The organism is Shimazuella sp. NTD247 (assembly GCF_059510415.1).
On record NZ_JCAJZU010000001.1, the window covers coordinates 666,374 to 691,141 of the forward strand.

The 24,768-nt window shown below is 36.5% G+C and carries 21 protein-coding genes; 8 read left to right on the top strand and 13 right to left on the bottom strand.

The genetic code is table 11. From position 1 onward, the window contains the following. Positions 1 to 61 precede the first annotated feature (61 nt). Positions 62 to 679: a sporulation membrane protein YtaF gene (gene ytaF, locus AC5WOC_RS03345; RefSeq protein WP_496053959.1), complete on the top strand. Its 618-nt coding sequence runs from the start codon at positions 62 to 64 to the stop codon at positions 677 to 679. Here ytaF and AC5WOC_RS03350 read toward each other — a convergent pair. After that, entirely contained in the window at positions 671 to 1,363 is a 693-nt protein-coding gene (locus tag AC5WOC_RS03350) for a GH25 family lysozyme (protein WP_496053960.1), read from the bottom strand. The two genes, ytaF and AC5WOC_RS03350, sit on opposite strands and share 9 nt — an antisense overlap. Before the next feature lie 299 nt (positions 1,364 to 1,662). Between AC5WOC_RS03350 and AC5WOC_RS03355 the strand changes: the two genes are divergently transcribed. Beyond that, complete coding sequence (locus AC5WOC_RS03355; RefSeq protein WP_496053961.1) at positions 1,663 to 2,694, top strand: acyltransferase; 1,032 nt, start codon at positions 1,663 to 1,665, stop codon at positions 2,692 to 2,694. 58 nt (positions 2,695 to 2,752) lie between these two features. Here the strand turns inward: AC5WOC_RS03355 and AC5WOC_RS03360 are convergent, their stop codons facing one another. Continuing rightward, positions 2,753 to 3,106 carry a MerR family transcriptional regulator gene (locus tag AC5WOC_RS03360; RefSeq protein WP_496053962.1) on the bottom strand — a complete coding sequence of 118 codons (354 nt, stop codon included), beginning with the start codon at positions 3,104 to 3,106 and terminating at the stop codon, positions 2,753 to 2,755. Between the two features lie 13 nt (positions 3,107 to 3,119). After that, positions 3,120 to 3,866: an SDR family oxidoreductase gene (locus AC5WOC_RS03365; RefSeq protein ID WP_496053963.1), complete on the bottom strand. Its 747-nt coding sequence runs from the start codon at positions 3,864 to 3,866 to the stop codon at positions 3,120 to 3,122. Positions 3,867 to 4,175: 309 nt separating this feature from the next. Here AC5WOC_RS03365 and AC5WOC_RS03370 point away from each other — a divergent pair, with 309 nt between their 5' ends. Then, positions 4,176 to 4,838 carry a hypothetical protein gene (locus AC5WOC_RS03370; RefSeq protein ID WP_496053964.1) on the top strand — a complete coding sequence of 221 codons (663 nt, stop codon included), beginning with the start codon at positions 4,176 to 4,178 and terminating at the stop codon, positions 4,836 to 4,838. A 33-nt stretch (positions 4,839 to 4,871) separates the two neighbouring features. On the opposite strand, the gene AC5WOC_RS03375 is transcribed toward AC5WOC_RS03370, so the two are convergent. Both AC5WOC_RS03375 and asnS read right to left on the bottom strand, forming a co-directional pair. Next, positions 4,872 to 5,555 carry a DnaD domain-containing protein gene (locus tag AC5WOC_RS03375; RefSeq protein WP_496053965.1) on the bottom strand — a complete coding sequence of 228 codons (684 nt, stop codon included), beginning with the start codon at positions 5,553 to 5,555 and terminating at the stop codon, positions 4,872 to 4,874. Between the two features lie 15 nt (positions 5,556 to 5,570). Then, positions 5,571 to 6,860: an asparagine--tRNA ligase gene (asnS, locus tag AC5WOC_RS03380; protein ID WP_496053966.1), complete on the bottom strand. Its 1,290-nt coding sequence runs from the start codon at positions 6,858 to 6,860 to the stop codon at positions 5,571 to 5,573. A gap of 132 nt (positions 6,861 to 6,992) precedes the next feature. On the opposite strand from asnS, the gene AC5WOC_RS03385 reads away from it, so the two are divergent. Then, the gene (locus tag AC5WOC_RS03385) at positions 6,993 to 8,153 is read left to right on the top strand and encodes a CapA family protein (protein ID WP_496053967.1); all 1,161 of its coding nucleotides are present in this window, start codon (positions 6,993 to 6,995) and stop codon (positions 8,151 to 8,153) included. Positions 8,154 to 8,184: 31 nt separating this feature from the next. On the opposite strand, the gene AC5WOC_RS03390 is transcribed toward AC5WOC_RS03385, so the two are convergent. After that, positions 8,185 to 9,087, bottom strand: a complete 903-nt coding sequence (locus AC5WOC_RS03390; RefSeq protein ID WP_496053968.1) for a cation diffusion facilitator family transporter — start codon at positions 9,085 to 9,087, stop codon at positions 8,185 to 8,187. Positions 9,088 to 9,288: 201 nt separating this feature from the next. Between AC5WOC_RS03390 and AC5WOC_RS03395 the strand changes: the two genes are divergently transcribed. Further along, positions 9,289 to 10,452 carry an iron-containing alcohol dehydrogenase gene (locus AC5WOC_RS03395; protein ID WP_496053969.1) on the top strand — a complete coding sequence of 388 codons (1,164 nt, stop codon included), beginning with the start codon at positions 9,289 to 9,291 and terminating at the stop codon, positions 10,450 to 10,452. 143 nt (positions 10,453 to 10,595) lie between these two features. Here AC5WOC_RS03395 and AC5WOC_RS03400 read toward each other — a convergent pair whose 3' ends face one another. Beyond that, the gene (locus AC5WOC_RS03400) at positions 10,596 to 10,877 is read right to left on the bottom strand and encodes a hypothetical protein (RefSeq protein WP_496053970.1); all 282 of its coding nucleotides are present in this window, start codon (positions 10,875 to 10,877) and stop codon (positions 10,596 to 10,598) included. Between the two features lie 137 nt (positions 10,878 to 11,014). Continuing rightward, positions 11,015 to 11,455, bottom strand: coding sequence for a hypothetical protein (locus tag AC5WOC_RS03405; RefSeq protein ID WP_496053971.1), 441 nt, complete (start codon positions 11,453 to 11,455; stop codon positions 11,015 to 11,017). 880 nt (positions 11,456 to 12,335) lie between these two features. On the opposite strand from AC5WOC_RS03405, the gene AC5WOC_RS03410 reads away from it, so the two are divergent. Then, a complete protein-coding gene (locus AC5WOC_RS03410; RefSeq protein WP_496053972.1) occupies positions 12,336 to 12,689 on the top strand; it encodes a hypothetical protein in 354 nt (117 codons plus the stop codon). 227 nt (positions 12,690 to 12,916) lie between these two features. Next, positions 12,917 to 13,240, top strand: coding sequence for a hypothetical protein (locus tag AC5WOC_RS03415; RefSeq protein ID WP_496053973.1), 324 nt, complete (start codon positions 12,917 to 12,919; stop codon positions 13,238 to 13,240). A 424-nt stretch (positions 13,241 to 13,664) separates the two neighbouring features. Here the strand turns inward: AC5WOC_RS03415 and AC5WOC_RS03420 are convergent, their stop codons facing one another. The 5 genes from AC5WOC_RS03420 to AC5WOC_RS03440 all read right to left on the bottom strand — a co-directional run bounded on the left by AC5WOC_RS03420 (position 13,665) and on the right by AC5WOC_RS03440 (position 19,999). Continuing rightward, on the bottom strand, positions 13,665 to 15,506 hold the full coding sequence (locus AC5WOC_RS03420) for an ABC transporter ATP-binding protein (protein WP_496053974.1): 1,842 nt from the start codon (positions 15,504 to 15,506) through the stop codon (positions 13,665 to 13,667). Further along, positions 15,499 to 17,262: an ABC transporter ATP-binding protein gene (locus AC5WOC_RS03425; RefSeq protein ID WP_496053975.1), complete on the bottom strand. Its 1,764-nt coding sequence runs from the start codon at positions 17,260 to 17,262 to the stop codon at positions 15,499 to 15,501. The genes AC5WOC_RS03420 and AC5WOC_RS03425 overlap by 8 nt, the downstream gene beginning before the upstream one ends. A gap of 99 nt (positions 17,263 to 17,361) precedes the next feature. After that, positions 17,362 to 17,796, bottom strand: coding sequence for a MarR family winged helix-turn-helix transcriptional regulator (locus tag AC5WOC_RS03430; protein ID WP_496053976.1), 435 nt, complete (start codon positions 17,794 to 17,796; stop codon positions 17,362 to 17,364). 1,490 nt (positions 17,797 to 19,286) lie between these two features. Continuing rightward, positions 19,287 to 19,652: a glycine zipper domain-containing protein gene (locus AC5WOC_RS03435; RefSeq protein ID WP_496053977.1), complete on the bottom strand. Its 366-nt coding sequence runs from the start codon at positions 19,650 to 19,652 to the stop codon at positions 19,287 to 19,289. Next, the gene (locus AC5WOC_RS03440) at positions 19,649 to 19,999 is read right to left on the bottom strand and encodes a hypothetical protein (RefSeq protein WP_496053978.1); all 351 of its coding nucleotides are present in this window, start codon (positions 19,997 to 19,999) and stop codon (positions 19,649 to 19,651) included. Before AC5WOC_RS03440 ends, AC5WOC_RS03435 begins: the two co-directional genes overlap by 4 nt. A gap of 130 nt (positions 20,000 to 20,129) precedes the next feature. Here AC5WOC_RS03440 and AC5WOC_RS03445 point away from each other — a divergent pair, with 130 nt between their 5' ends. Then, positions 20,130 to 24,758: a cation-translocating P-type ATPase gene (locus AC5WOC_RS03445; protein ID WP_496053979.1), complete on the top strand. Its 4,629-nt coding sequence runs from the start codon at positions 20,130 to 20,132 to the stop codon at positions 24,756 to 24,758. Positions 24,759 to 24,768: the final 10 nt, after the last annotated feature.

Here is a 24,768-nt window from a genome sequence, read left to right on the forward strand (position 1 = left end):
CAACATTCCAATACCACTGCATATTCTGTTACAAATGCCCAAAAGACCTGGAGGTTAGGATATGGAGTGGTTATCCATCATATTAATTGGCATTGCAGCGAATTTAGATAATCTTGGTGTTGGAATTGCTTATGGTGTACAAAGTACCAAAATTCCTTTGAAATCAAATATAATCATCGCCATTATTGGAGCGATGATTACTTATTTGTCTGTCTCACTAGGTGCAGTTATTGGTATGTATATTAGTGCAGATTTAGCGAACATAGGTGGCGGATTTATTTTATTTTGTATCGGTGTATGGACCATTTGGACAGATTGGAAAAGATTTTCTTCTACCCCTCAGGAAGAAATGAACGGAAACTATTTTCAACAAATATTGGATGATCCGAAAAAAGCTGATACAGACAATAACAAAGTAATTTCGGCAAAAGAATCAATTCTCCTGGGAATTGCTTTGTCCCTAAACTGTTTTGGTGTTGGAATAGGTGGTGGAATAACTGGAGTTTCCCCGTTATGGTCAAGTATTGTAGTAGGAAGCACTTCTTTTTTCACCATGATGTTAGGTACAAAAATGGGAATTAGATTATCCTATACCTGGATCAATAAATTTGCTAGCTCGATAGCAGGGATCTTGCTACTAGGAATAGGTCTGTATGAAATTTTTATGAGACTATTTTAACAATTTCAACTCTGCTACTGTTCCCTTAAATACATTTATATCAACAAAAGTATCTATCCCGCTCACATGCCCTCGATTATGATATTGCCAAATCATCCATTCAGCTTTATCAATCGAGGGATATTTATAAACATCTCGTATCCAAATCGAATAATTGGAAAATGAACCTTTTATATAGGCGGAATAAGTACTGTAGGTAACGTATAGAATCGGTTTTTTGTGATATGTTTTTTCAAGTTCTGATAACATTATTTTCAAATTATTACGCACTTTCGCTTTATCATGATAGACAGATACTTCTACATCAATCACAGGAGGTAATTCATCTTCTTCAGAGACAGGAACAGTTCGTTTAAAATGCTCAGCTTGTTCCAGACCACTGCTAGTCATTGAAAAAAAGTGATATGCGCCTGTTAAAAACTTCTGTTTTCTACTTTCTTTCCAATTATAAGCAAACGTATCATCCACAAAATCCTTGCCTTCGGTTGCTTTCATATACACAAATTTGTATTTGTCTTCTGCTCTTACTTTTTTCCAGTCTATCTTTCCCTGATGATGGGAAACATCCAATCCCTTGACATCATACCCTATCGTAAAAATCGAATTATGCCATATCCATCCATAGTAATCGCAAAATCCAAAAAAAATGGCAACAGTGATAGCGAGACAAATATAACGAAACATCTCTTCTCTCCTTGAAAATGTTATAAAACAATAATATGTTTGTATTGCAAACTTGTTTACATATTAGATATTATATTTTTCTCGAAATCCTTATTATTAAGAATAAATTTATATGAATTCCGTTCTTTCTATTTCACATTAAATAATCCTAACAAAAATAGCAAATGAAATTGTTATAATTCTATGAATTCATTTGTGCATTTCTCATAATTATGTTAGTTTCATAAATAACACCTTCCATGATACAAAAGAAACTTCTCTTTTGTTAGAAGTGAATATCCAAAAAAGGTGTGTTTTCTTTGCAAACAAAAAATTACATCTACGAAATTCATATGATTCGTGCGTTATCCTGTTTAATGATTTTGGTTATCCATGTTACTGGTTCGTATTATTACTTACACAATGAGCAGCATGTGTGGTATACGCTCTTTTTTAATCAGATCAGCCGATATGGAATTGATCTTTTTATTTTAATTAGCGGATTTTTGTTGTTTTATCATAAAAAAAGAAAAGGCTTTGATGCTAAAACATATTGGCGATCCCGCACAAGTAAAGTAATCATCCCTTATCTCGCATTTACTATTTTCTATCAAATCGTTATTTATCTATATAATGGTTTTTCTCCATTTTCATTTACATTAGAATATTTTTATTCTCTTTTATATTTAGGTAAGGGTTTTTATCATCTGTGGTTCTTTTCCCTTATCATTCAGTTTTATTTACTATTTCCTATCATTCAAATATGGGCAAACTCAAAAAAACAATGGAATATTTTATTGGTGGTCTCTTGTATCATACAACTTTTGTTTTTAAAGATACTTCCTCTCTATTTGAATTGGGAGAAAGTTTATATATTTAATTGGATTTTCTATTTTATGATCGGTGGTTATCTCGCAGAATACTGGGAAACCATTCGAAACTACTTACAGAGCCATATAAAGATCTCCCTTCTTTTATTAGCAATTGTCTTAGCGGATGGAATATGGTCTTTTCAACGAATACAACTCATTGCTGAATACCGATTGGAGAACATGCTCATTGTTCCTATTTTATTTTTGGGATTAATAGGCCTATACCCTAAAATAAACTACCTTCCGAAATTCAGTCATTTTGTAAATATGATTGGAACCTACTCTATGGGAATCTATGTTGTTCATCCATTTTTTATTTACTACGCGAAATGGCTGCCTGATTTCTTTTGGTATCCTTGGGCGATCTTATTGACCATTGTGTTTTATTTATTGGTTAGTATGTTATCTCTTAAGCTATTTGAAAAAATACCATACTATCAATATTTTATTCCTATACCAAAAATCTCTTCGCAAAAATAAAAACATCCCAATATATTTATAAAACTCCATGTGCAAGAACATTTGCACATGGAGTTTTTTATTTCCTTCGGTAAAATTCAATTTTTTTATCGATCATACTTTTATACCTATCCAATTGATCGATTTGATCTTGAATACTGTTTTTCTGCTCTTCTAACATATTTATACGATCTTCTATTGTTCCATCTCCTTGTAAAATGAGTTGAGCAAACTTTTTAATTTGTGTTACTGGCATTCCAGTGGATTTCAGACAACAAATGAAACGAAGTAACTCTAGATCCTCCTCCGTAAAAATCCGAACTCCTGAGTCATTGCGTTCTATAATCGGCATGATACCTTCTTTTTCGTAGTATCGAAGTGTGTAAATCGATAATCCTGTTTCTGCTGATATTTGGCCAATTGTATAACTCATATATTCCCCTTCTTTACAATTCTTGTATAGTAGGTCTAACAATCATTTCATTCACTGCAACATTTTCTGGTTGCGAAATAGCATACAATATCGCGTTAGCAATTGCCTCTGGTTGTAATGCCAATCCTTTCTTTAAATTATCTTGAATATCTTGTTTTATTTCATGATTGGAAATCGTATTTCCGAGTTCCGTCTTCACCGCTCCAGGACAAATAATCGTTGTGCGAATATGATTTGCAGCTTCTTCTTGTCTCAAAGCTTCTGTAATTGCACGAACAGCAAATTTCGTGCCAGAATAAACTGCCCAGGTCTTATTTACAATATGTCCTGTGACAGATGAAACGTCAATAATATGTCCAGACTTTTTATTTCGCATGAATGGTAGAACTGCATGAATTCCATAAAGAACGCCTTTCATATTCACATCAATCATTTGATCCCATTCATTCACTTTTCCTTCATGTAAATAAGATAACGGCATAATTCCAGCATTATTAATCAAAACGTCAATCTTCCCAAATGTTTGAATTGTAAACTGTGCTAAGTCTTCTACTTCTTGACGAGAAGTCACGTCCGTTACTTTATATACAGATACCCCGTTATATTTATTTATCATGACTTGGAGGCTTTTTAACCGATCTTCCCTTCGTGCTGCCAATACCACTTTCGCCCCATTATTTGCTAAAACTTTTGCTGTGGCTTCGCCTATTCCACTTGATGCACCCGTCAAAATAACTACTTTTCCTTCCACATGTAACATAGAAAAACACCTCTTTCTTTGAGATGTTTTTATTCTAGTGGCTCGAGTTAACTCGAGGTCAAGTGTATTCACTCTATTTATTTCATTACACTTCCGATTTTTCTCAACGAAAACTTGTTGAATTGATTTTATTTGTCACTCCCATCTCGTAGTCAAATATAAACTTTGGGAGTTTCTAATAAAACAACTATTAATAATTTTTAAGATTTGTTTATTTTATATATATAAAAACGAACCATTTTCTTTTATCATTATTAAGAAAATAAAATACATATCTACCTAATAACAAAAACTGAAAAGAGGAGAAGGATGGAAGAAATAAAAAAAATACTTAAAGCTCTGGTGAGAGGAATTGCATTCGTTATTTATTTCCCCTTTTATTTACTTTATAAAATAATCGAGTTGATATGGATTTATCTGCTCTTTATTCCTAGTAAATGGTTATGGATTCAAGTACTAGAACCTGTACTTGGATTTATAATCAAATATATTATTGGTTACCCACTCTATTACGTTATTTGGCTGCCATTATCATGGTTATGGTTAAATATCCTATCTCCGATATTGATGTTTATTTGGCGGTATCTATTCATATGGACATGGTTATCTCTGCTTTATCCAGTTATCTACTACCTCATCATCTTTCCTGTCACTTGGCTTTGGAAACACGGAATCTATACGATCCTCAAGTGGATATGGAATGAAATTATTGTTGTAGTAATGAAATGGTCCTATATAATGGTTTCATGGATATTTCAATTTATTGGAAACGTCTTTTACTATATTCTTTGGATACCAATTCGTTGGATTACGGTTACCTTGATTTGGATTCCAATAAAATGGATCAGTGTTTACATCATCTATATTCCCATTCGATGGATAGTTCAAAATATTATTATACCGCCATTTCACTGGTTTCATCGCTCTATTTGGAAACCTACAGCAGCTTTCTTAAAAGATATTTTTGATTAACAAAAAGCCATCCGTTATTTGGATGGCTCTTTCTTACCCTTCTAACCAATTATAAAACGTAAACTCAGAAGCAGTCCGCTTCGGTTGTGCAGGAATTTCTGACTGTCGAAACCGTTTCGAAAATTCAACTGCTTGCTCTGCTGTTTGGATATTGTTTCTTTCCCACTCCATTAAGATTCGATCCATATATCGAACAGAAAATTTATCACAATAAATCGCTTCACGTAATGCCGTAACTATCAATTCTTCGGAGTATAAATCTTCATCTAGCCACTTTACAATATGCTCACACTCATTTGGAGACAGTGGTCTACCAAATTCTTGTTCCATCAAATGAAAAATACTCTGGTATTGTTCATCTTCGTCTGTTTGTGTATCTTCTTCCTCTAAACTTGCAACCAATCGCTCATAGATAAGCGAAAGATCATAACCCTTTTCTCCTTTTGAACCTATCCCAACCCAGCCATCTTTCGATAATTTCGCCACCATATCAGCGATTTCGTGTATCGTTAAATTCATTCGGGAAGAAAGATCTTGAAAAGTTGGTGCAGCGATTTTTTCCTTCTCTTGAAAAATCAATAACTGTGTCAGCAGTAAAACTTCTGTCTCTCTCAACCCGAGGCGTTTATATTCTGTAAAAAGCGCAACTGGTAACGAAATCGTCCCTTTTTGCAAAAGTTGCACTAAGGTTGTATGAATTTTCCCCTTTCCTTTCATACACAAGCCCCCAATTTAAGGATACATCCGATTTAGCATACGTGGGAAAGGAATCGTTTCTCGAACATGATCTAGACCGCAAATCCATGCTACTGTCCGCTCTAGACCTAGGCCAAAACCCGAATGGGGAACAGAACCATATTTGCGCAAATCCAAATACCATGCATACTCTTTTTCTGGCAAATCATGCTCTTTAAATCGATTAGCTAACAATTCCGGATCATCAATTCTTTGACTTCCGCCAATAATCTCCCCGTATCCTTCCGGAGCAATCATATCAGCACATAAAACTACCTCTGGCCGTTCAGGATTCGGCTTCATATAAAAAGCTTTAATACTTGTAGGATATTCTGTAATAAATACAGGACGATCGAATTTCTCTGCTAACAATGTTTCATGAGGGGCTCCAAAATCCTCTCCCCAAGTAAAATCCACTTCAGCTTTTTGCAACATTTCAACAGCTTCATCATAGGTGATTCGTGGGAAAGGCGCTTTAATATTCTCTAATTTACTAATATCTCGACCTAAAACCTTTAATTCTAATTTACAGTTCGCTACTACGGATTGAACAACATGCTCCACTAATTTTTCTTGTATTTTTAGGTTTTCTTCATGATCTACAAATGCCATTTCTGGCTCGATCATCCAAAATTCAATCAAATGACGACGTGTTTTTGACTTCTCTGCCCGAAAAGTTGGACCAAATGAATAAACTCGCCCCAAAGCCATCGCAGCAGCTTCCATATAAAGTTGTCCACTTTGCGTCAAATACGCATCTTCATCGAAGTACTTTGTATGAAATAAGTTTGTTGTGCCTTCACAAGAAGACGGCGTTAAAACTGGAGGATCAACTAAAGAGAATCCATCGCCATCCAAATAAGACTGAATCGAACGAATAATTTCTGCTCGAATTTTTAAAATTGCACGCTGTCTTTCCGATCGAATCCACAAGTGGCGGTGATCCAATAAAAAATCGACGCCATGTTCTTTGTTTGCAATCGGATACTCTTGTGCAATATGTATCACTTCTACATTCGTTACATCAAGCTCGAAACCAGAAGGCGCTCGATCATCTTGTCTTACTTTTCCCCACACATATAAAGAACTTTCTTGTGTTAAATTTTTTGCATCTTCCCATACCTGTGAATCTATTTGATTTTTCACTAAAACTCCTTGCACGGTGCCTGATCCATCACGCAGTTGCAAAAATTGTATTTTTCCACTGGATCGTTTGTTATACATCCAGACACCCAGCTGGATTTCTTCTCCAATATGTTCATTTAATTTGGCAATAGTTGTTACCATTCAACATCCTCCATCCGTTCCATGCAATAGATTTAATTATACTATGTTCACAAACAGACAACAACGATGACAAATTTTTGATTTCTTTTTTTGGTAGAATATCGTATAACAGGAGTAGCATATCTTTGGAGAGTGATTCAACTGAGAAAACCAATTATTATTTCAAGTTCATTGGTCTTATTTCTTATTTTATCTGCTTGTCAGCTTGTTAAAATTGATCATGCAGACGAAAATAAAGATAAAAAACAAACCGCACCGCCCCCACCGCCAAAAGTGACCATTTCCGCAATCGGTGATGTAATGATGCATGAACCCCAGATTAAATCAGGGAAAATTGGCAACAACTATGACTTTCATAAATTTTTCACTGCTGTTAAACCATATCTTTCTTCCACAGACCTGACTGTTGCCAACTTAGAAATGACATTGGCTGGAGCTAGCAAGCCGTATTCTGGATATCCTCGCTTTAATGCACCTGATCAAGTGTTAGACGCATTAAAAGACAGCGGCCTAGATATTTTAACGACAGCGAATAACCATGCCAATGATACAGGAGAAAAAGGAATCATCCGGACATTTAATACGGTAAAGAAAAAAGGGTTTTATGTCACAGGTACTTCTTCTTCTGAAAAAGAAAGAAAAGGTGTTTTAGTTGAGAAAAACGGGATAAAACTTGGTTTTCTTGCGTATACAGAGCACACCAATGGTTTACCTATCACAAAAGGAAAACCGTATCTGGTTAATTTGATTGATCCTGTTAAAATCGCAAATGATATCAAACAATTGAAAAAGCAAGGTGCTGAATTCGTATTTGTTTCTCTGCACTGGGGAACGGAATACCAGCGTACACCAAATGAATTTCAAAAGAAAACTGCTTTAAAAGTATTACAAGCTGGAGCAGATGTTATTTTGGGGAGTCACCCTCACGTCCAGCAGCAAGTGGAGAAAATGGTTGTAAATGGGCAGGAAAAAATGGTGATTTATTCGATGGGTAACTTTATTTCCAACCAATCTCAACCCTACACGGATGAAGGCGTAATTTTGTATATGGATGTAATGAAAGACACGAAAACAGGAAAAGTAAAATTAACGAAAACATCTTTCTTACCTACACTTGTAGATAAATACAAAAAAAGCGGAAAAACCGAGTATTTAGTCGTTCCACTTACCACCAAAACAGCTAGCAACTTATCCAAATATCCTGGAGTTACAAAAAACAAATGGGAAAAATCATGGAAAGATGTCAATTCCATTATTACAAAAGCGGATGCGATCCCTGTATTCACCCATTGATTTTACGAGAACTGCTTATGCAGTTCTTTCTTTATTTTTCTTGCTCCTTCGGAAACCATGGATTCACATGAACCAATACCTCTTCTACTTCTGGATACTTCTCCATTATCACTTTTTTGATAAGTCTACTCACATCATGCGCTTCTTTTACCGTTAATTGATTGGGAACACTCACTCTAATATCCACAATAATGTAATGGCCATGCTCTCTTGCACGAATGCGGTCAATTCTTTTCACTTCAGAAATACTGCCTACTAAATGATGAAAATCAACCAATTCTGGAAAAGGCACATTTTGTTCCATCAATATACCGATTGATTCTTTCGCCATATCGTATGCCAATCGTAAAACAAAATAGGAGACAATAATTCCAGCGATCGGATCCCCAAATTTTAAAGAAGGAATAGAGAAAGCTGATCCCAACAAAGCAGCTCCAATACCAATAATTGCTGCAATAGAAGCGTACACATCTGCTAGATGGTCTTTAGCTGTTGCCACAAGTCCTTTACTGTTAATCTTTTCTCCCAATCGCATGCAATACATATATAAGATTTGCTTACAAATAAATGAAAATACTGCCGCTCCAAATGCAATCCAACTAGCTTTTACAGCAGGCTGAAATAAAGCAACAACCGAATGATACACCATATAAATAGCCGCAATTGCTAAAATAATTGCTACTACCAACGAGGCAATTATTTCTGCTTTTCCATGACCATAGGGATGATCTTCATCTGCTGGTTTCTTCGATACCATGGAGGAAGTCAACGTAGCAATTGTAGCAATTACATCCCCTGCATTATGCAGTGCATCTGCGATCAACACTTGACTCTTAGAAACAAAACCAACGAAAAATTTGATGACAGTCAAAAGTACATTACTGATGAGACTAACCCAAATAGCAAATATTCCAGAACCCCATTGTATTCTCATCCTATTAAGCCTCTCTTTGCACCAATCCCCTTTTTCGAACTCTTACCTAACACTCCTGTACCCATTCTATCCAAATACCATAAACTTCATAGCAGTAGATTTAACTGCAAGTATTCTTTAATATATGATGAATTATCACTCATTTTTGTTTCCTTCCCCAGTGGAATATAATAAAGAGAAACATCAAAAGAGGTGAAAAAAATGGAAGCTTTTCTATATCAAAACCCTACCCAACTCATTTTTGGAAAAGGACAATTATCCTTATTAGGGGAAAAAATAAAGCCTTTTGGCAATAAAGTTCTGCTTGTCTATGGCGGTGGAAGCATCAAACGAAATGGGTTATATGATCAAGTTATAAACCAGCTAGAACAAATAAATGCCGTCGTGCATGAACTTAGCGGAATTGAACCTAATCCACGATTGACTACTGTACAAAAAGGGATAGATATTTGTAAAAAGGAAGAGATTGATTTCATTTTAGCGGTAGGTGGCGGAAGTGTCATTGATGGCACGAAAGCAATTGCAGCTGGTTCCAAATTCAATGGTAACATCTGGGACGTAATTTCTAAAAAAGCACAGATAACAGAAGCCTTGCCATTTGGAACCATTTTAACACTTGCTGCAACCGGTTCTGAAATGAATTCTGGTTCTGTAATAACAAATTGGGAAACACAAGAAAAAATCGGTTGGGGATCACCATATGTTTTCCCGCAATTCTCGATCTTAGATCCTGTACATACTTTTTCTGTACCAAAAAATCAAACAGTATATGGCACTGTTGATATCATGTCCCATGTTTTGGAACAATACTTTAGTAATTCTCCCAACGTGCCATTAAACGAAAGATTTGCAGAATCCATTTTGATCACAGTGATGGAAGCAGCACCGAAAGCGTTAGAAAACCCGGAAGACTACGAAGCTAGAGAATCTTTATTGTATTGTGGAACCATGGCATTAAACGGCACACTCAGCATGGGAATGATCGGAGATTGGGCAACTCATTCCATTGAACATGCTGTCTCTGCTATTTATGACATTCCCCATGGGGGAGGTCTTGCTATTATTTTCCCTAATTGGATTCGTTACAATCTGGATCACACAACACCAAAAATGAAACAATTAGCAGTCCGTGTTTTTGGTGTAGATCCATCCAATAAAACAGATCGTGAAATCGCTTCCGAAGGAATTGATAAGTTACGAAAATTTTGGGACAGCATTGGTGCGCCAAGTCGTCTATCTGACTATAGTATAACGGACGAAAGACTAAAAGATATGGCTGAAAAAGCAGCTCCAACGGGAACTGTCGGCCGTTTTCGTCCTGTTAACCAAGAAGATGTGTTTGAGATTTTAAAAATGAGTTTGTAAACATTAGACATACAAAAAGTTGCAAGGATTCCCTTTGCAACTTTTTTATCCAATCTTATGGATACATACTTTAGATGTTGGTATTTTTGGGAGTCAGGGACAATATTTATATTGTCCCTGACCTTTTTTAACCCCATACTTGACTACAGCCGAGAGAGCTCTTCCCAAGTACGTGCGAATTCTCCATGTGCGCTGTAGTTCGGATCCTTGCACATCCCAAGAATCTGACTCAGGTAGTAATCGATCTTCTCAACCTGTGTCATGGAAGCTGGAGCAGGGTAGAATGGACCGCGAGCAGGCTTGATACCTGCGGCTTCGAGCATCTGCGCAACTGCCCCCTTCGCCCTTTTGTCTCTCAGTTCCGATCGATCCATTGCGTTGATGTCACTCGTGATGGATCGAACAAGCTGGTCTCGATTAGTCATATTGCACCTCTCTGCTAAGTCAAGAAACACGGCTAATTACGTCATTTATTATACACAATAATTCATGTATCGTCTTCCATACTTATTGGTTTATTCAGTATTAAAATACATATGATAACAAATTCATTCTTAAAGTTTTATTTTACTACTTTAATTTTCGCATTCCCTATTTTAGCTCCGGTATCTGTCAAGTAAACTTCCAAAGTATATGTACCTGCTGCTAATGGAGTAGTTGTGCTCAGATATGCTTTTGCAGGTTGTACTGTATTGGACTGATCGATTGTTAAATTCGCACTCTTGGAATCACCTGCTTCATCTAGCCATTTAAAAGTGATATGTGTTTCGGTGTCCGGAACATTTTTAAAATAGACACGTGCATTTAATCCATTTCCATCAGACGAAGTAACCACTGTTTCCTGCTTATAGTCATTGAGGTACTCTTTCACAAACTTAATCTTCTCTACAGTTGTTGAATTTTTAACATTTTTCCCATCCGTGTCAACATGAGAACTAAAGGAACATCCAGCGAAAACCATACATAGTGTAAAAAAAATAAAAACGCCCACTATCTTTTTCAAAATTCCAATCTCTCCTTTACCAAATGAATCTAACTAGTTTGAAACGTAATTTAATTATACTTTGTTATAAATGTTTATTTTTTTCCACTTTATAGAACGAAATCTTATATGTTTCTATCATCGTTTTCTACTCAACTACATATTTAAATAATACATAATTTTTAGATTAGTAATTAAATTATTCCTTCTGGATCAATCTGTAAATTTGTCGCGGCTAGGGATACGTTTAATCACACATACCCTAGCCGCGGTGCAAATGAGTTCTCCCATCTGCTAAAAATCAATTCGATTTTAATGCCGAACGACTGCCTGATTCTACTTCACGCATCTCGTTCGCATGTCAGCAACGAGGATGGGATCTAGGGAGTCTGCTGACACCAAGAGCACACATGTCCCTTGCAGGCATCGATCCGAGCGTTTCGATCGTTCTCCTTACTCTTAGGAACCTGTACATATTCGTTACAGATATGCCTGAAAGTGTTAGGAAGACCGCCTCCCTGACTTGCTGGACATAGGTTTGGGGAGTTCATCGGTTCAGGCCAACTGTAGGAACAAAGTCGTTTGACCATTGTTTCGGACATGTCTATTCTCCAATCGAATGTTACCTCTACATTTTCCCAGAAATTTATTACTTTATCAATCTTTCTCGCTTAATGGTTGGATTTTTTCGCATAAATAATCATTGCTAAATTTTGCTGTAAAGAACATCTTTTAATATCCAAAATGCAATACTTCCTATGATTCACAGCAATCCATTCATGTATATCATTCTGAAGATCAAGTGCAGTTATTATTCGGAAATTTTGACTTATTTCATATTTCTTAATATTTGATATAATGCATATAGTAGTCAGTATCAGCATTTGTTTTAGGAGGTTGAATGTCCCGCACGTACATGGACATGCCGTTCACCATCCGGATATGCAAGGACACGGGTGTCATCTTCAAGCCACAGATGCGAACAGACGACAAACTGCGTCCGGACTGGGAAAAGGGGATGAAGTCCCGAAGCCACGAAGGACGAGCATTCGGGCGTCGATCCACGGTACAGAAGCGTCACGCAACGCAAAATAGGCGTACGAACGACAAGAGACAGCTCCACAACATCCGCAAGGAAGTCTACGCCTCGATGCTGGACGGTGCTTCTGATCTCACCGGGATCGATGAAAAGGTGCGATCGATCTACCACCCTCGAATTTCTCGATCGATCAGCCTCGCCGTTTTCAACGACTGACTTATGGACGACCACCTATACAGGTGGTCGTCCGTCGTTTTATAACGAAAAGTACTGAACAGTGGTGTTGACATTGTAAGATAAACACATAGTACGAATTTAGGAGATTGATTCCAATAAAAATCAGCTAATACTTATCGAGTTTTCTTACTAAAATCATCTCTTATCTAATTATCTATGTGTATAATAGATTCATACAAGGTGTTGTCAATCTGAAGGAGTACCCTGTGCAGACGATCAAGCTCAGCTACTCGGACTGTGTCAAGGGCGGCTACGATGGTAAGGAAGTTAAGACCACGGAAGGGGATCGTAAGCTTTTTGTGTATGTATATATGATCAATCCTGCCGATTCCGTCGTCGAGCCGGATGAACAGGCTAGGGTCATTCTTTATTACCATCCGACAGGTGTGGATCCTATCGAGGGCGTTATTACTAGCTCTAGTCAATTCCCCTGTACCTCAGCTCCCGAAGAAATTGTTATGAATGGATATGAGCCTTGGACATGGACCAGCCCTTGTGAGTCGTTTCGGGTAGTCTTCGAAGTGAAGTAGCCTAGCGACTAGAGGATCTCCATGCGGGGTAACTTTCCAAGAAAGTTACCCCGCCCCGCGTTTCCCTAGATTTTTCATATGTCACTAACAATAAAAATGGGGACAACAAATAAAATCCTCTTTAAATTGATTGCTTGGTAATGCTGTCAGATTAAGAGAAAAAATCTCCAGCTCACCTACATAATACGGAAAAATTTGTTCCAGTACAGCTTGAAACTGAAATATCGGCTATACATAAGTAGCAGTCAAAGCTCCATGCTATCTGGTTAGGTGTTTCAAATTCAACAGCTGAGGATAATGTCCAGTATTGTCTCTTAAAATAAGAGCCGGACGTTTTATACAACTCCCCAAAAACTCTGCAATCTACTATATTATTGCTCAATAGAAAAAAAGTCTCCTACAAACAGAGGAGACTTTTTTTCTATTAAGATGCATCTTCAAATTGGCTGTTGTATAACTCCGCATAAAAACCATTTTGTATCAATAACTGTTCATGGTTTCCACTTTCGATAATATCTCCATCTTTCATTACCAAGATCAAGTCGGCATTTTTGATGGTAGACAATCGATGTGCAATGACGAATGATGTTCTTCCCACCATTAGTTTATCCATGGCTGCTTGAATCAGCACTTCTGTACGAGTATCTACTGAACTCGTTGCCTCGTCTAAAATAAGGAGTGGAGCATCTTCTACCATTGCTCGCGCAATCGTGATCAACTGTTTTTGCCCTGCTGATAAACTCGTATTATCATTTAATGTGGTGTCGTACCCTTTTGGCAGTGTCCGAATAAAGTGGTCGATTCCTGCCGCTTTACAAGCAGCTATAACTTGTTCATCAGTAACACCTTGTTTATTGTAAATAATATTTTCTTTAATTGTTCCTTCAAACAACCACGTATCCTGTAATACCATACAAAACAAATCATGGACATGTTCTCGTCTTAATGATTGAATCGGAATTCCATCGATCTTAATTTCCCCGTCATCCAATTCATAAAATCGCATTAATAGGTTGACGATGGTTGTTTTTCCTGCGCCAGTAGGACCTACAATGGCAACTTTTTGCCCTGCTTTTGCATGGGCAGAGAAGTTTTTAATAATGGTTTTTTCTTTGCTGTATCCAAATTTGACATTTTGGAACTCGACATCGCCTCTTACCTCATCTAATAATTGAATTTTATGGCTCTCTTCATCCAGCTCTTCTTCTTCCAAAAACTCAAATACCCGTTCACTTGCCGCAGCAGCTGATTGTAAATTTGTTGCTGATTGGGCAAATTGGGATAATGGCTGAGTGAATAAACGAATATAAACCATAAAAGCAACAATTACACCAAATGTGATGGATCCTTTCACTGCCAATACAGCACCAATGACACAAACTACGACATAACCAAAATTCCCAATAAACATCATTAATGGCATCATTAAACCGGACATAAACTGTGATCTCCAAGCACTGTTGTACAATCGATTATTAATGTCTTCAAAAACTTGCTTCGCTTTTGTATCTGCGTTGTACAATTTTACAACAGAGTGTCCAGCATAAACCTCTTCTATATGACCGTTGATATTACCAAGTTCTTTTTGCTGCTGTAAAAAATATTTCTGGGATTTGGAAATGATGAATGTCATCAATGCAAAACCGATAATAGTTGCTAAAATCGCTGAAACAGACATGGTGATGTTAATTGAAAACATCATAATCAATGTACCTAAAAACATCGTAACCGCCGAAACCAATGTACCAACACTTTGGTTCAATGTCTGTCCAATGGTATCAATATCATTGGTTACTCGGCTCAAAACATCCCCATAACTTGTTGAATCAAAATATTTTAGCGGGAGTCGATTGATTTTTTGTGATACTTCTTTACGTAAGTTTTTGGAAACCCTCTGTGTTACGGTCGCCATGATAAATCCTTGGATATAGGTAAAAATAAAACTAAGCCCATATAAAATCGCTAATGTCCATCCTATCTTGCTGATTGCTTCCAAATCAATTCCGGTAACAATACCTTTTGTGATAATATCTGTCATTTCACTCAGCTGATCTGGACCAATAATGGAGAAAATCGTTCCGACGATCGACAAAACAAGTGCAATGATAATAGCTGGTAAAAAAGGTTTACAATAACTAATCAATTTTCCCCAAGTTTTTTTAAAGTCTTTTGCTTTCTCACCAGGAATTCCTAATCCGCCAGCAGGTCCATGTCCTTTTGGTAAAGTCGTTTTTTGACTACCAATTTTATATTCTTTTTTAGACATTTGCTAATTCCTCCTTGGACAACTGCGAATAGGCAATTTCTTGATAGGTTTGACACGTTTGCAATAGTTCATCATGTGTTCCGATACCAACCATTTTGCCTTCGTCTAGAACTATGATTTTATCCGCCTCTTTAATCGTCCCAATACGCTGGGCCACAATAAATGATGTTGTACCTTCTGTTTCTTTTTTCAAACTGGTACGCAGTGTACGATCCGTTTTATAATCCAATGCGGAGAAAGAGTCGTCAAAGATGAATATTTCTGGTTTTCGAGCAACTGCTCTAGCAATGGATAAACGCTGTTTTTGTCCACCAGATATATTCGTCCCGCCTCTTGCCACTTTTGCTTCATACTGTTCTTCCATCTTTTCAACGAACTCTGTACCTTGGGAAATCTCAATTGCCTTTTTCATTTCATCTTCGGTTGGAGTATGTTTTCCATTATCACCGTAGGCAACATTTGATTGGACCGTTCCAGAAAATAAAACAGCTTTTTGCGATACATAACCTATTTTGTTCCGCAATTCTTCCAGTGTATAATTCCGTACATTAACTCCATCAACGAGTACTTCCCCTACAGACACATCATAGAGTCTTGGAATCAAGTTGATCAGCGTTGTCTTCCCACTACCTGTTGAACCGATAAAGGCTATCGTTTCCCCTTTCTTCGCTTTAAAACTAATATCTGTTAAACTATATCCTTCTGCATCTGGATATTTAAAACTTACGTTCTGAAATTCTACTTCCCCTTGGATAAGTTGGTTGGATGTATCTGTTTCTCCATCAAAAATAGATAATTTTGTTCCTAACACTTCATTGACTCGTTTCGCTGCTACTTGCGCTCTTGGCAGCATAATAAATATCATTGCCAGCATCATAAATGCCATAATAATCTGCATAGCATAAGACGAAAATACTACCATATCACTAAACAAAGAGATTTTATGCAACATACCTGCTTTGTTAATTAATGATGCGCCCAACCAGTAAATAGATAATGTCAATCCTGACATAATCAAGCCCATACCTGGACTCATGAGTGCTGTCATACGATTCACAAACAAGTTCGTGTTCGTTAATTCTTCATTGGCATGAGCAAACTTTTTTTCTTGATATTTTTCTGCATTGTATGCACGTACGACACGAATACCTGTCAAATTTTCGCTTGTAATTCGGTTAATATTATCAGTTAGTTTTTGAATCAATCTAAATTTTGAAAATGCAAAAACAATAATACTGCTGATCATAAGTAATAAAACGATGACTGCTACACCTGTAGCAGCACTCCATTGCCAGCTCTTCCCTTGTATTTTTACAAAGGCCCAGACAGCAAGAATGGGAGCTTTGACCATAGCCTGTAAGCCCATCGCTACTGTAGTTTGGATTTGCGTAAGATCGTTAGTAGAGCGTGTAATTAAACTAGCAGTAGAAAAACTATTCATTTCCTTTACAGAGAAAGATAATGTCTTATGAAACAATCTATGGCGCAATTCTTTTGAAACAGAAGCAGCTAGCTTTGCAGCGAAGTATCCCACAATAATCGATGTTGCCATGCTTCCTAATGCACAAGCTAACATCCATCCTCCGGCAATCCAAATATCACTCATTTGACTTCCTTTGGTTTGTATGAGTGTTGTAATTTCAGACATATAATCAGGTAACTTCAAATCCAAAAATACTTGGAAAACAACAAATAACAAGCTAGCAAAAACAAAAGACCATTCTCGCTTTTTTAAGTATCGAAAAATCTTTAACATGCAGCACCGCCTCCTTCACCAACCAAAAAAACTTTAACATGTTTGTATGAACGTAATATGAACAAATAAAATAAAAATAACTGATTTTGGATGGTTTTCCTATTTCAAATTGCGTTTTAGGATCTCTATCACTTCAAAAAATGTGTTAAGTTGCTCTTCTGATATACCTTTTATTAATTCTTGTTCCATCTTAAAGATACCTTGAGTGATCATTTGATGAATATGCATTGCCTTTTCGGTTAACAATATTTTTTTGAGTCTAACGTCATAATCCACTGGTTCCCTAGTAATCAAACCGTTGTTTTCCATTGACTTTAAAATTCTGGATGCAGTTGACCGCCGAATAGAAAACTCCTTTTCAAAATCTTTCTGAAATACATCCTTATTTTGATTAGAAAAAAAATATCCCAAAGCCCAAGAATGCATAGCTGTCAATTTATCTAGTGGATCTGGTTTTTGATGATTGTTCATTTTTCTTTTGATTAAATTAATGACTGTTCGAAGTTCTAATCCAACTAATTTGTCTGTATGCATATCCTTCACACCATCCATTTTGTTAGCACGCTAACATTTTAATTGGAAATATATATATCGTCAACAAGAATAACAATTAAAATGCTATTAATTAATAAAAACCTTTCTGACGGTCCAAAAGTTTGTTGGAATTCAAAGCATACAGTATTCATGTTTCTCTACTGCTTGGATGACAGCCTGTGGAAAGCCTACGGTTTAAATCGTGAGATGAAAAAAGGTCAAAACCCCAAAAAAGGGGTTACAAGAATAATAAATATTTTGTATATTAGAACGCATGATCAGCGATCATCCTACTGGTAGTAGATTTGTTCTTTTAAAAAGTAAAGGTATGAGGTTTCGGTATCAACTGAATACGTCTCTTACTATGTAAAATCAATAAAGATAGGAAAAGAACAAGAAAGTTGGTAATAGGCGTTTGATCTAATTGGTAAGCATATCGCCTAGACCGTCTCCAATTACACATTTCACAAAATTTATCTTTGCAAAAACTTGCATGAGCCAATGTTTTAGGATGGTCATATGGTTTGTCTGAACATTGGAGAAATTTCAACCATGATCCACAGTCTAAAATTTTATCTGCATGAAGATGCATTCCCAGTAAATCAAATAAATTAGCAACTTTTTCTTTATTTTTGGTTTTCTCATTCCGGTTGTTCTTTCCCTTTTTGATTTCGGTCCTGTAAAGGAGTTACTTGTTTTTCCTCATGGATGACTAAATTTTCCCATGCTCTTTGACCTTGCATTTTTCCCCATCTTTTGGATTTAACCATTAATAATTTAAATCATACCAAATGATGTTATTTTTATGTTATTTTATTTTGAGATTTTTTCTGTTGAAAAAACTAATATTTCAATCTGATCAATAAATCAGTAGATTCCATGTTTTGTTTTCATTATTTGTGATTTCATTTCGAAATGTTATATTGTTTTATTTTAATAAAATCATTAATATTAACTCCACATTTCTTTTAAAGGGGTTTCCAAATAAATTATTTGCCTTTATCGCGGTCCAGATAGCAAATTAGTTAATCAATTTCTTTTGTTTTCTTTTTCATTTGCTCTTGTATTTTTTCTATTTCTTCAGAGGTTCGCCTCCTAATCACTTGATGAAGATCTAATTGATATTGGTCACATAATTGATCAATCACATCAGATCGAACAGGGAAAAAAGAAAAATTCAATGTAGTTTATTAAAAAATCTGTGGTTAGGGAAATCCCTTGACCGCAGATTTTTTAATCTATTTACAAATTCGATTCAATGGAAAAAACGCACTTGATCACGGATCATAGATTGCAATATCTATGGTAAATCTATTGTTTCGTCTATCTTCATCTTTTCTGCATTAGCTGATTTTAACTTTGATCAAAAACAGGTGTAGTGAATTTTTTAATTAACAAGATAATAATGAATGCTCCAAGACATAAAGTTGGTGCAATCCAATATGTTCTCTGTAATCCGCTCCCCAGCAATCTTGCATTCATTATCTTTTCTATATTGTTTTATCACCATCATTATAAGTAACAGTCACATTCTTTCCACTGACTTCAATAATTTGCTTTTTGTGTATGATATCTCCTGTGTGATGTCCAAGATGGCGGCCGAAATAATCCCCCACAAACCCACCTAATACAGAACCCGCGACTGTTCCAAATCCAGGAAAAATCGAACTTCCAATAAGTGCTCCATACTCAATACCTGCTACTAACCCTAGGGAACTAGCAACATTTCCTAACGTGCTGACGGTATATTCTTGTTTGTCGGTTTTTCCATTCATATATTTCATGGTATCGGAAATCTGTGAAAGTACTCCTATTAAAGCACCAGTCCAGATTGTATTCTGATGAATTTTATTCAATTCAAATCACCTCGTTGACTATCTTCTTCAGGCTCTTGAACATTGTCAACTGACTTTTCATTTGTTTCTTGTTCTTCTGCTACTTTGTTTTCTGCTTTATCTTCTGATTGTTGTATAGGTGCTTCATTTCCCTCTTCATGTGATGATGTTTTTGAATAGGAAGCATTAGATTCATTTTCTAGATCCATTTTTTCATTAAACTTATGAGTTAATCCAATTGTTGCAGATACACCTTTCACTACTAATCCTCTTATTTTATTTCTTACTTTAGGAGAAGCAAGCAGAATCGCACCTGCTGCAATGCCCCATCCTAACGGATTTTGAATTGGTATATTTTTAATTTTCATGAACGAAAACTCCTTTTAAATGCTTTACTCTCAGTCTGTATCATCTCCCCTTTTTTATGTAAAAAAAACGAAGCATAAATACATCCATTTCAATCCATATTAAGTATGTTTATGGAAGAGGTGATTCTAAGTGAGTAAACAAGAACGTTATCTTCGGATATATCCTGGATTCATTCGCATCGAAATTCGTGGATTAAAGGACAATTCAAGGGGTTCAGCAATCATCCAACAAAAATTGGCATCGCTAAAAGGGATCACTAAAGTGAAGATCTGTATGCTAACAGGAAGAGTGCAAATTCACTTTGAACCTCCTATCCTTACAGCTGAAATGATTTGTGAAAAATGCAATCTTATAGAAAACATGATTCAACATGAAACACTTTATGAAGAACCGAAATCTGCTGATAATTCCCCAAATGAAGGAAACGTTTCTTGCTTAGTAAATCAAGAAATAGCAACTACTAAGGAACTGGTCTCTTCCACCAAGTTAACTCATAATGAATCCTTACATACAAAAGACGCAAAGACAAACTCAGCTAGAAGCAAAGTTCCTCTAGGTCTAAGTCTAAGTTTAGGGGGATTAGCCTTTATAGGAACAAAACAACTTATATACGGTCGAACAGCACTATCTGGAAATCCATGGTTATTTGCTGCTTCAAGCGCTTTATCAGTTGTTACGGGATACCCATTTTTAAAACGAGGAATTCGTCAACTTAGCCAAAAACAAAAATGGAATGGTGATCTTATTTTAGGTGCCTCTGCCCTTTCGTTGGCTTTTTTAGGTGAAAGCCTACTTACTCTTGCAGGAGTTAGTATCTTGCAATTCATTGATTGGCAGCATGGACAATTGGAACGATCAGAAACATCTGTGGAGGATATGGAAAATCGCTATTTAAGTCCGTCTATAAAAAAATATTGCAATCGAATGGGGAAACTAGCTTTTCCAGCTGCAGCAGCTACCTTCGCTTTGACTCGTGATCCATTAAAAGGATTAGCGGTACTTTTAGCATTAAATCCTCGTATTGCTGTAGTTCCAATCATTGCTTCTTGGAAAAAAGCCGAAGTTCAGGCGGTTCAAGAAGGGGGATGGATCCCTAACAATGGAAGTTTGGCGCAATTGGCTCGAACGAAAACATTGTTAGTGGAAGACACATCCCAAATATTCACCCCTTCTAAAGAAGATTTAACGGTTCAAACGAAGCAACAAGAAGCAAAAATTTGGTGTATTTTAGCCTCTTTATTACAAAAAACAAATCACCCTTGGAAACAAATGGTAGTAACAAAAGCAAAGGAATTGCCACATACATTACATACTGCCTTCAACTGCAACGAAGAAGCACAAGGATTACAGGGAAAGATTAAACAGTCTATCTATTATTTTGGTGAATTGGATTACTTGAAACGTCATCACTGCACGATTGATCCTTATCTTATTTCTTATAAACGATTAAAACGACAAGGACAAGATGTACAGGCTCTTGTTTGTGTTCAAAATGGAGAATCAGAATGTCTAGGCATTTTCCATACCAATAATGAATCCCCCATTCGTCCTTATTTAAGTTTGCGACATCATTTGCTCGAAAAAGGATGGAATATAAAAGCATTAAAAAACAGTTTGCAGATTGAGCCTAAATTATTAGAACAATTTTCGATAGATACCAATTATTTATATCTAGAAAAAGAAGCAGTCACTGCCCAAATCAAACAGGAAAAAAAGAAAGGTTATGAATTCTTACTTTTAACCGAATCACCTAGCTCCCAATTAGCCTTGGCACCATATATTACAAATCAGCAAATTCGTCAACTTCCTAACATGATAGATTTTGCTCAATCCATTAAAAAAAGAACAGATAGGCAGATACGAATAAGTAAAATTTTTAATATTATCGGCGTATTTATGGCGATTCCATTTCGAATGAGTGCAACAGTAATAAATTTGGTTACAGATGCTTTTTCTTTGATTCAATTATCACACTTAAGTGAGATAAGCCCAAAGCTAGACAATTCATATGCTATTTCAGAAATTGCAACGACTTGTACAGAAAAAGAAATTTTAACGCCACCAATTTGGTATGCCTTAACACCAAAAGAGATTTTATCTTATTTTTGTGTTGAGGATGGGATGGGATTAACACCTGCTCAAATAGAATACTTAAAAGAGGAATTTGGTCCTAATGAGATCATAAAAGAAAAAAAGCATAACTGGTTTCTTGCATATTTAGGGCAATTCAGAGAATTTACTTCTCTATTATTACTTGGAACAACTGCACTTTCCATACTTACAGGTGATGTGTTTCACGGCATTGCTATTGGCTTAGTACTAATGGCAAATGCAGTAGTAGGTACGATTCAGGAACGAAAAGCGGAAAAAGTAGTGGAAGCATTAAACCAGTACCAAGCACCTGCATGTAAAGTCATTCGCCATGGAAACGAACAAGTCTTGGAAGGAAATGAACTTGTTCCAGGGGATTTGATTCATCTGGAAGCAGGAAATCGCGTACCTGCTGATATTCGTTTATTACAAACATGGAATTTTGAAGTAGATGAGTCCATGTTAACTGGAGAATCATTACCTGTACTTAAAACAGAACAAGTTATTCCAGAAGATACTCCGCTGCCAGAACGCAGCAATATGGTATACATGGGTACAAACGTGTCACGAGGAAAAGCAACTGGTGTTGTGGTCTCCACAGGTATGCAAACCGAAATGGGGCGTCTCCTCTCTCTTTTAGTAGAAAAAAAACAAGAAATGACTCCATTACAACAAGAGGTTACACAAATCAGTAAGCGATTTGTAAAAGGTGCTCTTGTCATTGCTAGTGTTATTTTTGCTGTTGGGCTATTTCGTGGAAATACATTTTCACAAATGATTTCTACATCTGTTGCCCTTGCCACCTCTGCAATACCAGAAGGGCTTCCTGTCACTGTTACTATTGCTCTAAGCGCAGGTATTTTTCGCATGGCAAAGCAGAGTGTCATGATACGCAGATTATCTACGCTAGAAACACTTGGAAGAGTGAATGTTATTTGTACCGATAAAACAGGAACATTAACCAAAAATGAAATGACGGTTGAGTCAGTAGCAACTTTTTCAAATCAATGGCAAGTTACGGGAGTTGGTTACGAACCGGAAGGAAAACTCTTAGCAAAAAAACCGATGAAAGAAGAACATAAACTTGATTTAGAGCAACTTGTTTCCGTTATGACACTTTGTAATAATACAAAACTAATACAAAATGGGGAGAGCTGGACTATTAACGGCAACCCAACGGAGGGTGCTCTTCTTACCTTTGCCCATAAAACAGAATATCTTCCAGTGCAAGAAGAATGGAAACGAGTGCAAGAACTTCCGTTTGATTCAGCCAAAGGAAAAATGAGTGTTGCTTGTAAAAAAGAAAATGACTGTTTTGTATTCACAAAAGGGTCGATAGAATCAATTCTGGAAATTTGTTCTTTTGCTCAAATAGATGGGAATGTTGTCGAATTATCGGATGATCTTCGCCGCTATCTCGAAGATATCCACACATCTTATTCTCACCAATCCATGCGCGTATTAGCTTTTGCTTATCGTCCCATTGAATGGAAAGAAGATTGCAACAGTATGGATCAAAATGAATTTATATTAGTTGGATTAGCTGGAATGATAGATCCTCCAAAAGATGACATTGCAGAGAGTATAGCTGAAACCTATCGTTTAGGTGTTCGCCCTGTGATGATTACAGGAGATCATCCTTTAACTGCTACCGCAATTGCTAAAAAAATAGGGATTCAATCCACACCTGTTGTCATGACTGGAAAAGAAATGGATAAACTAAGTGATGCAGCGTTAAGCGAACAAGTAAAACATGTTCATGTTTTTGCCCGTGTAACGCCAGAACAAAAAGTTCGAATCGTCCAAGCTTATCAAAATCATGGTGTACAAGTTGCCATGACTGGAGATGGTGTGAACGATACGCTTGCTATTAAACAAGCAAATGTCGGAATCGCAATGGGTAAAACTGGTACGGAAGTAACCAAGGAAACTTCTGATATGGTATTGAAAACCGACCAATTTTCATCGATCATTCAAGCTGTCAAAGAAGGTCGTACTATTATGAACAATATCCGTAAAGCATTAGGTTGTCTGCTAACAGGTAACTTAGCAGAGGTTTTAGTCACAGGCGTAGCAGTACTAGTTGGAATGCCTCTTCCTCTGATACCCATTCAAATTCTTTTGATGAATATGCTTACGGATGCACTGCCAGCCATGGTTTTGGCCACTAGTTCTGGTAATGAAAATAAACAGAGCAAACAAATACAAATTGCAGACAAAGATCTCTACCAAAAAGTTGTGGTTCGTGGAACATTATTAGGTTTAGGCTCCCTTGGAATATTTGCTTTAAGCCTTATGAAAGGAGTTAGTTTACCTGTTGCGCAAACACTTACCTTTGCTACACTTGTAACAGGACAACTGATTCAAACTTTTTCCTGGCGAAAAGAAGATATGGAAGAAAAGACTTCAAATTGGATGAAAGATCGATTCTTGATGGGTGCACTTGGATTCTCCTTCTTGACCTTGGCAGCTACGATCTATGTTCCTGGCTTAAGAGGCTTTTTCCATACTGTACCGTTAAACGCTAAACAGTGGATACAAGTCTTCCTAGTTGCTGGATCCATCACAACAATTTCTAAACCTATTTGCTCTCTTGTTTCGCGTTTCAAGAATATCACATCTGTACAAATCAATAACAATGGTTTGAACCATATACAAAAAACTTAGGAGTGAATAA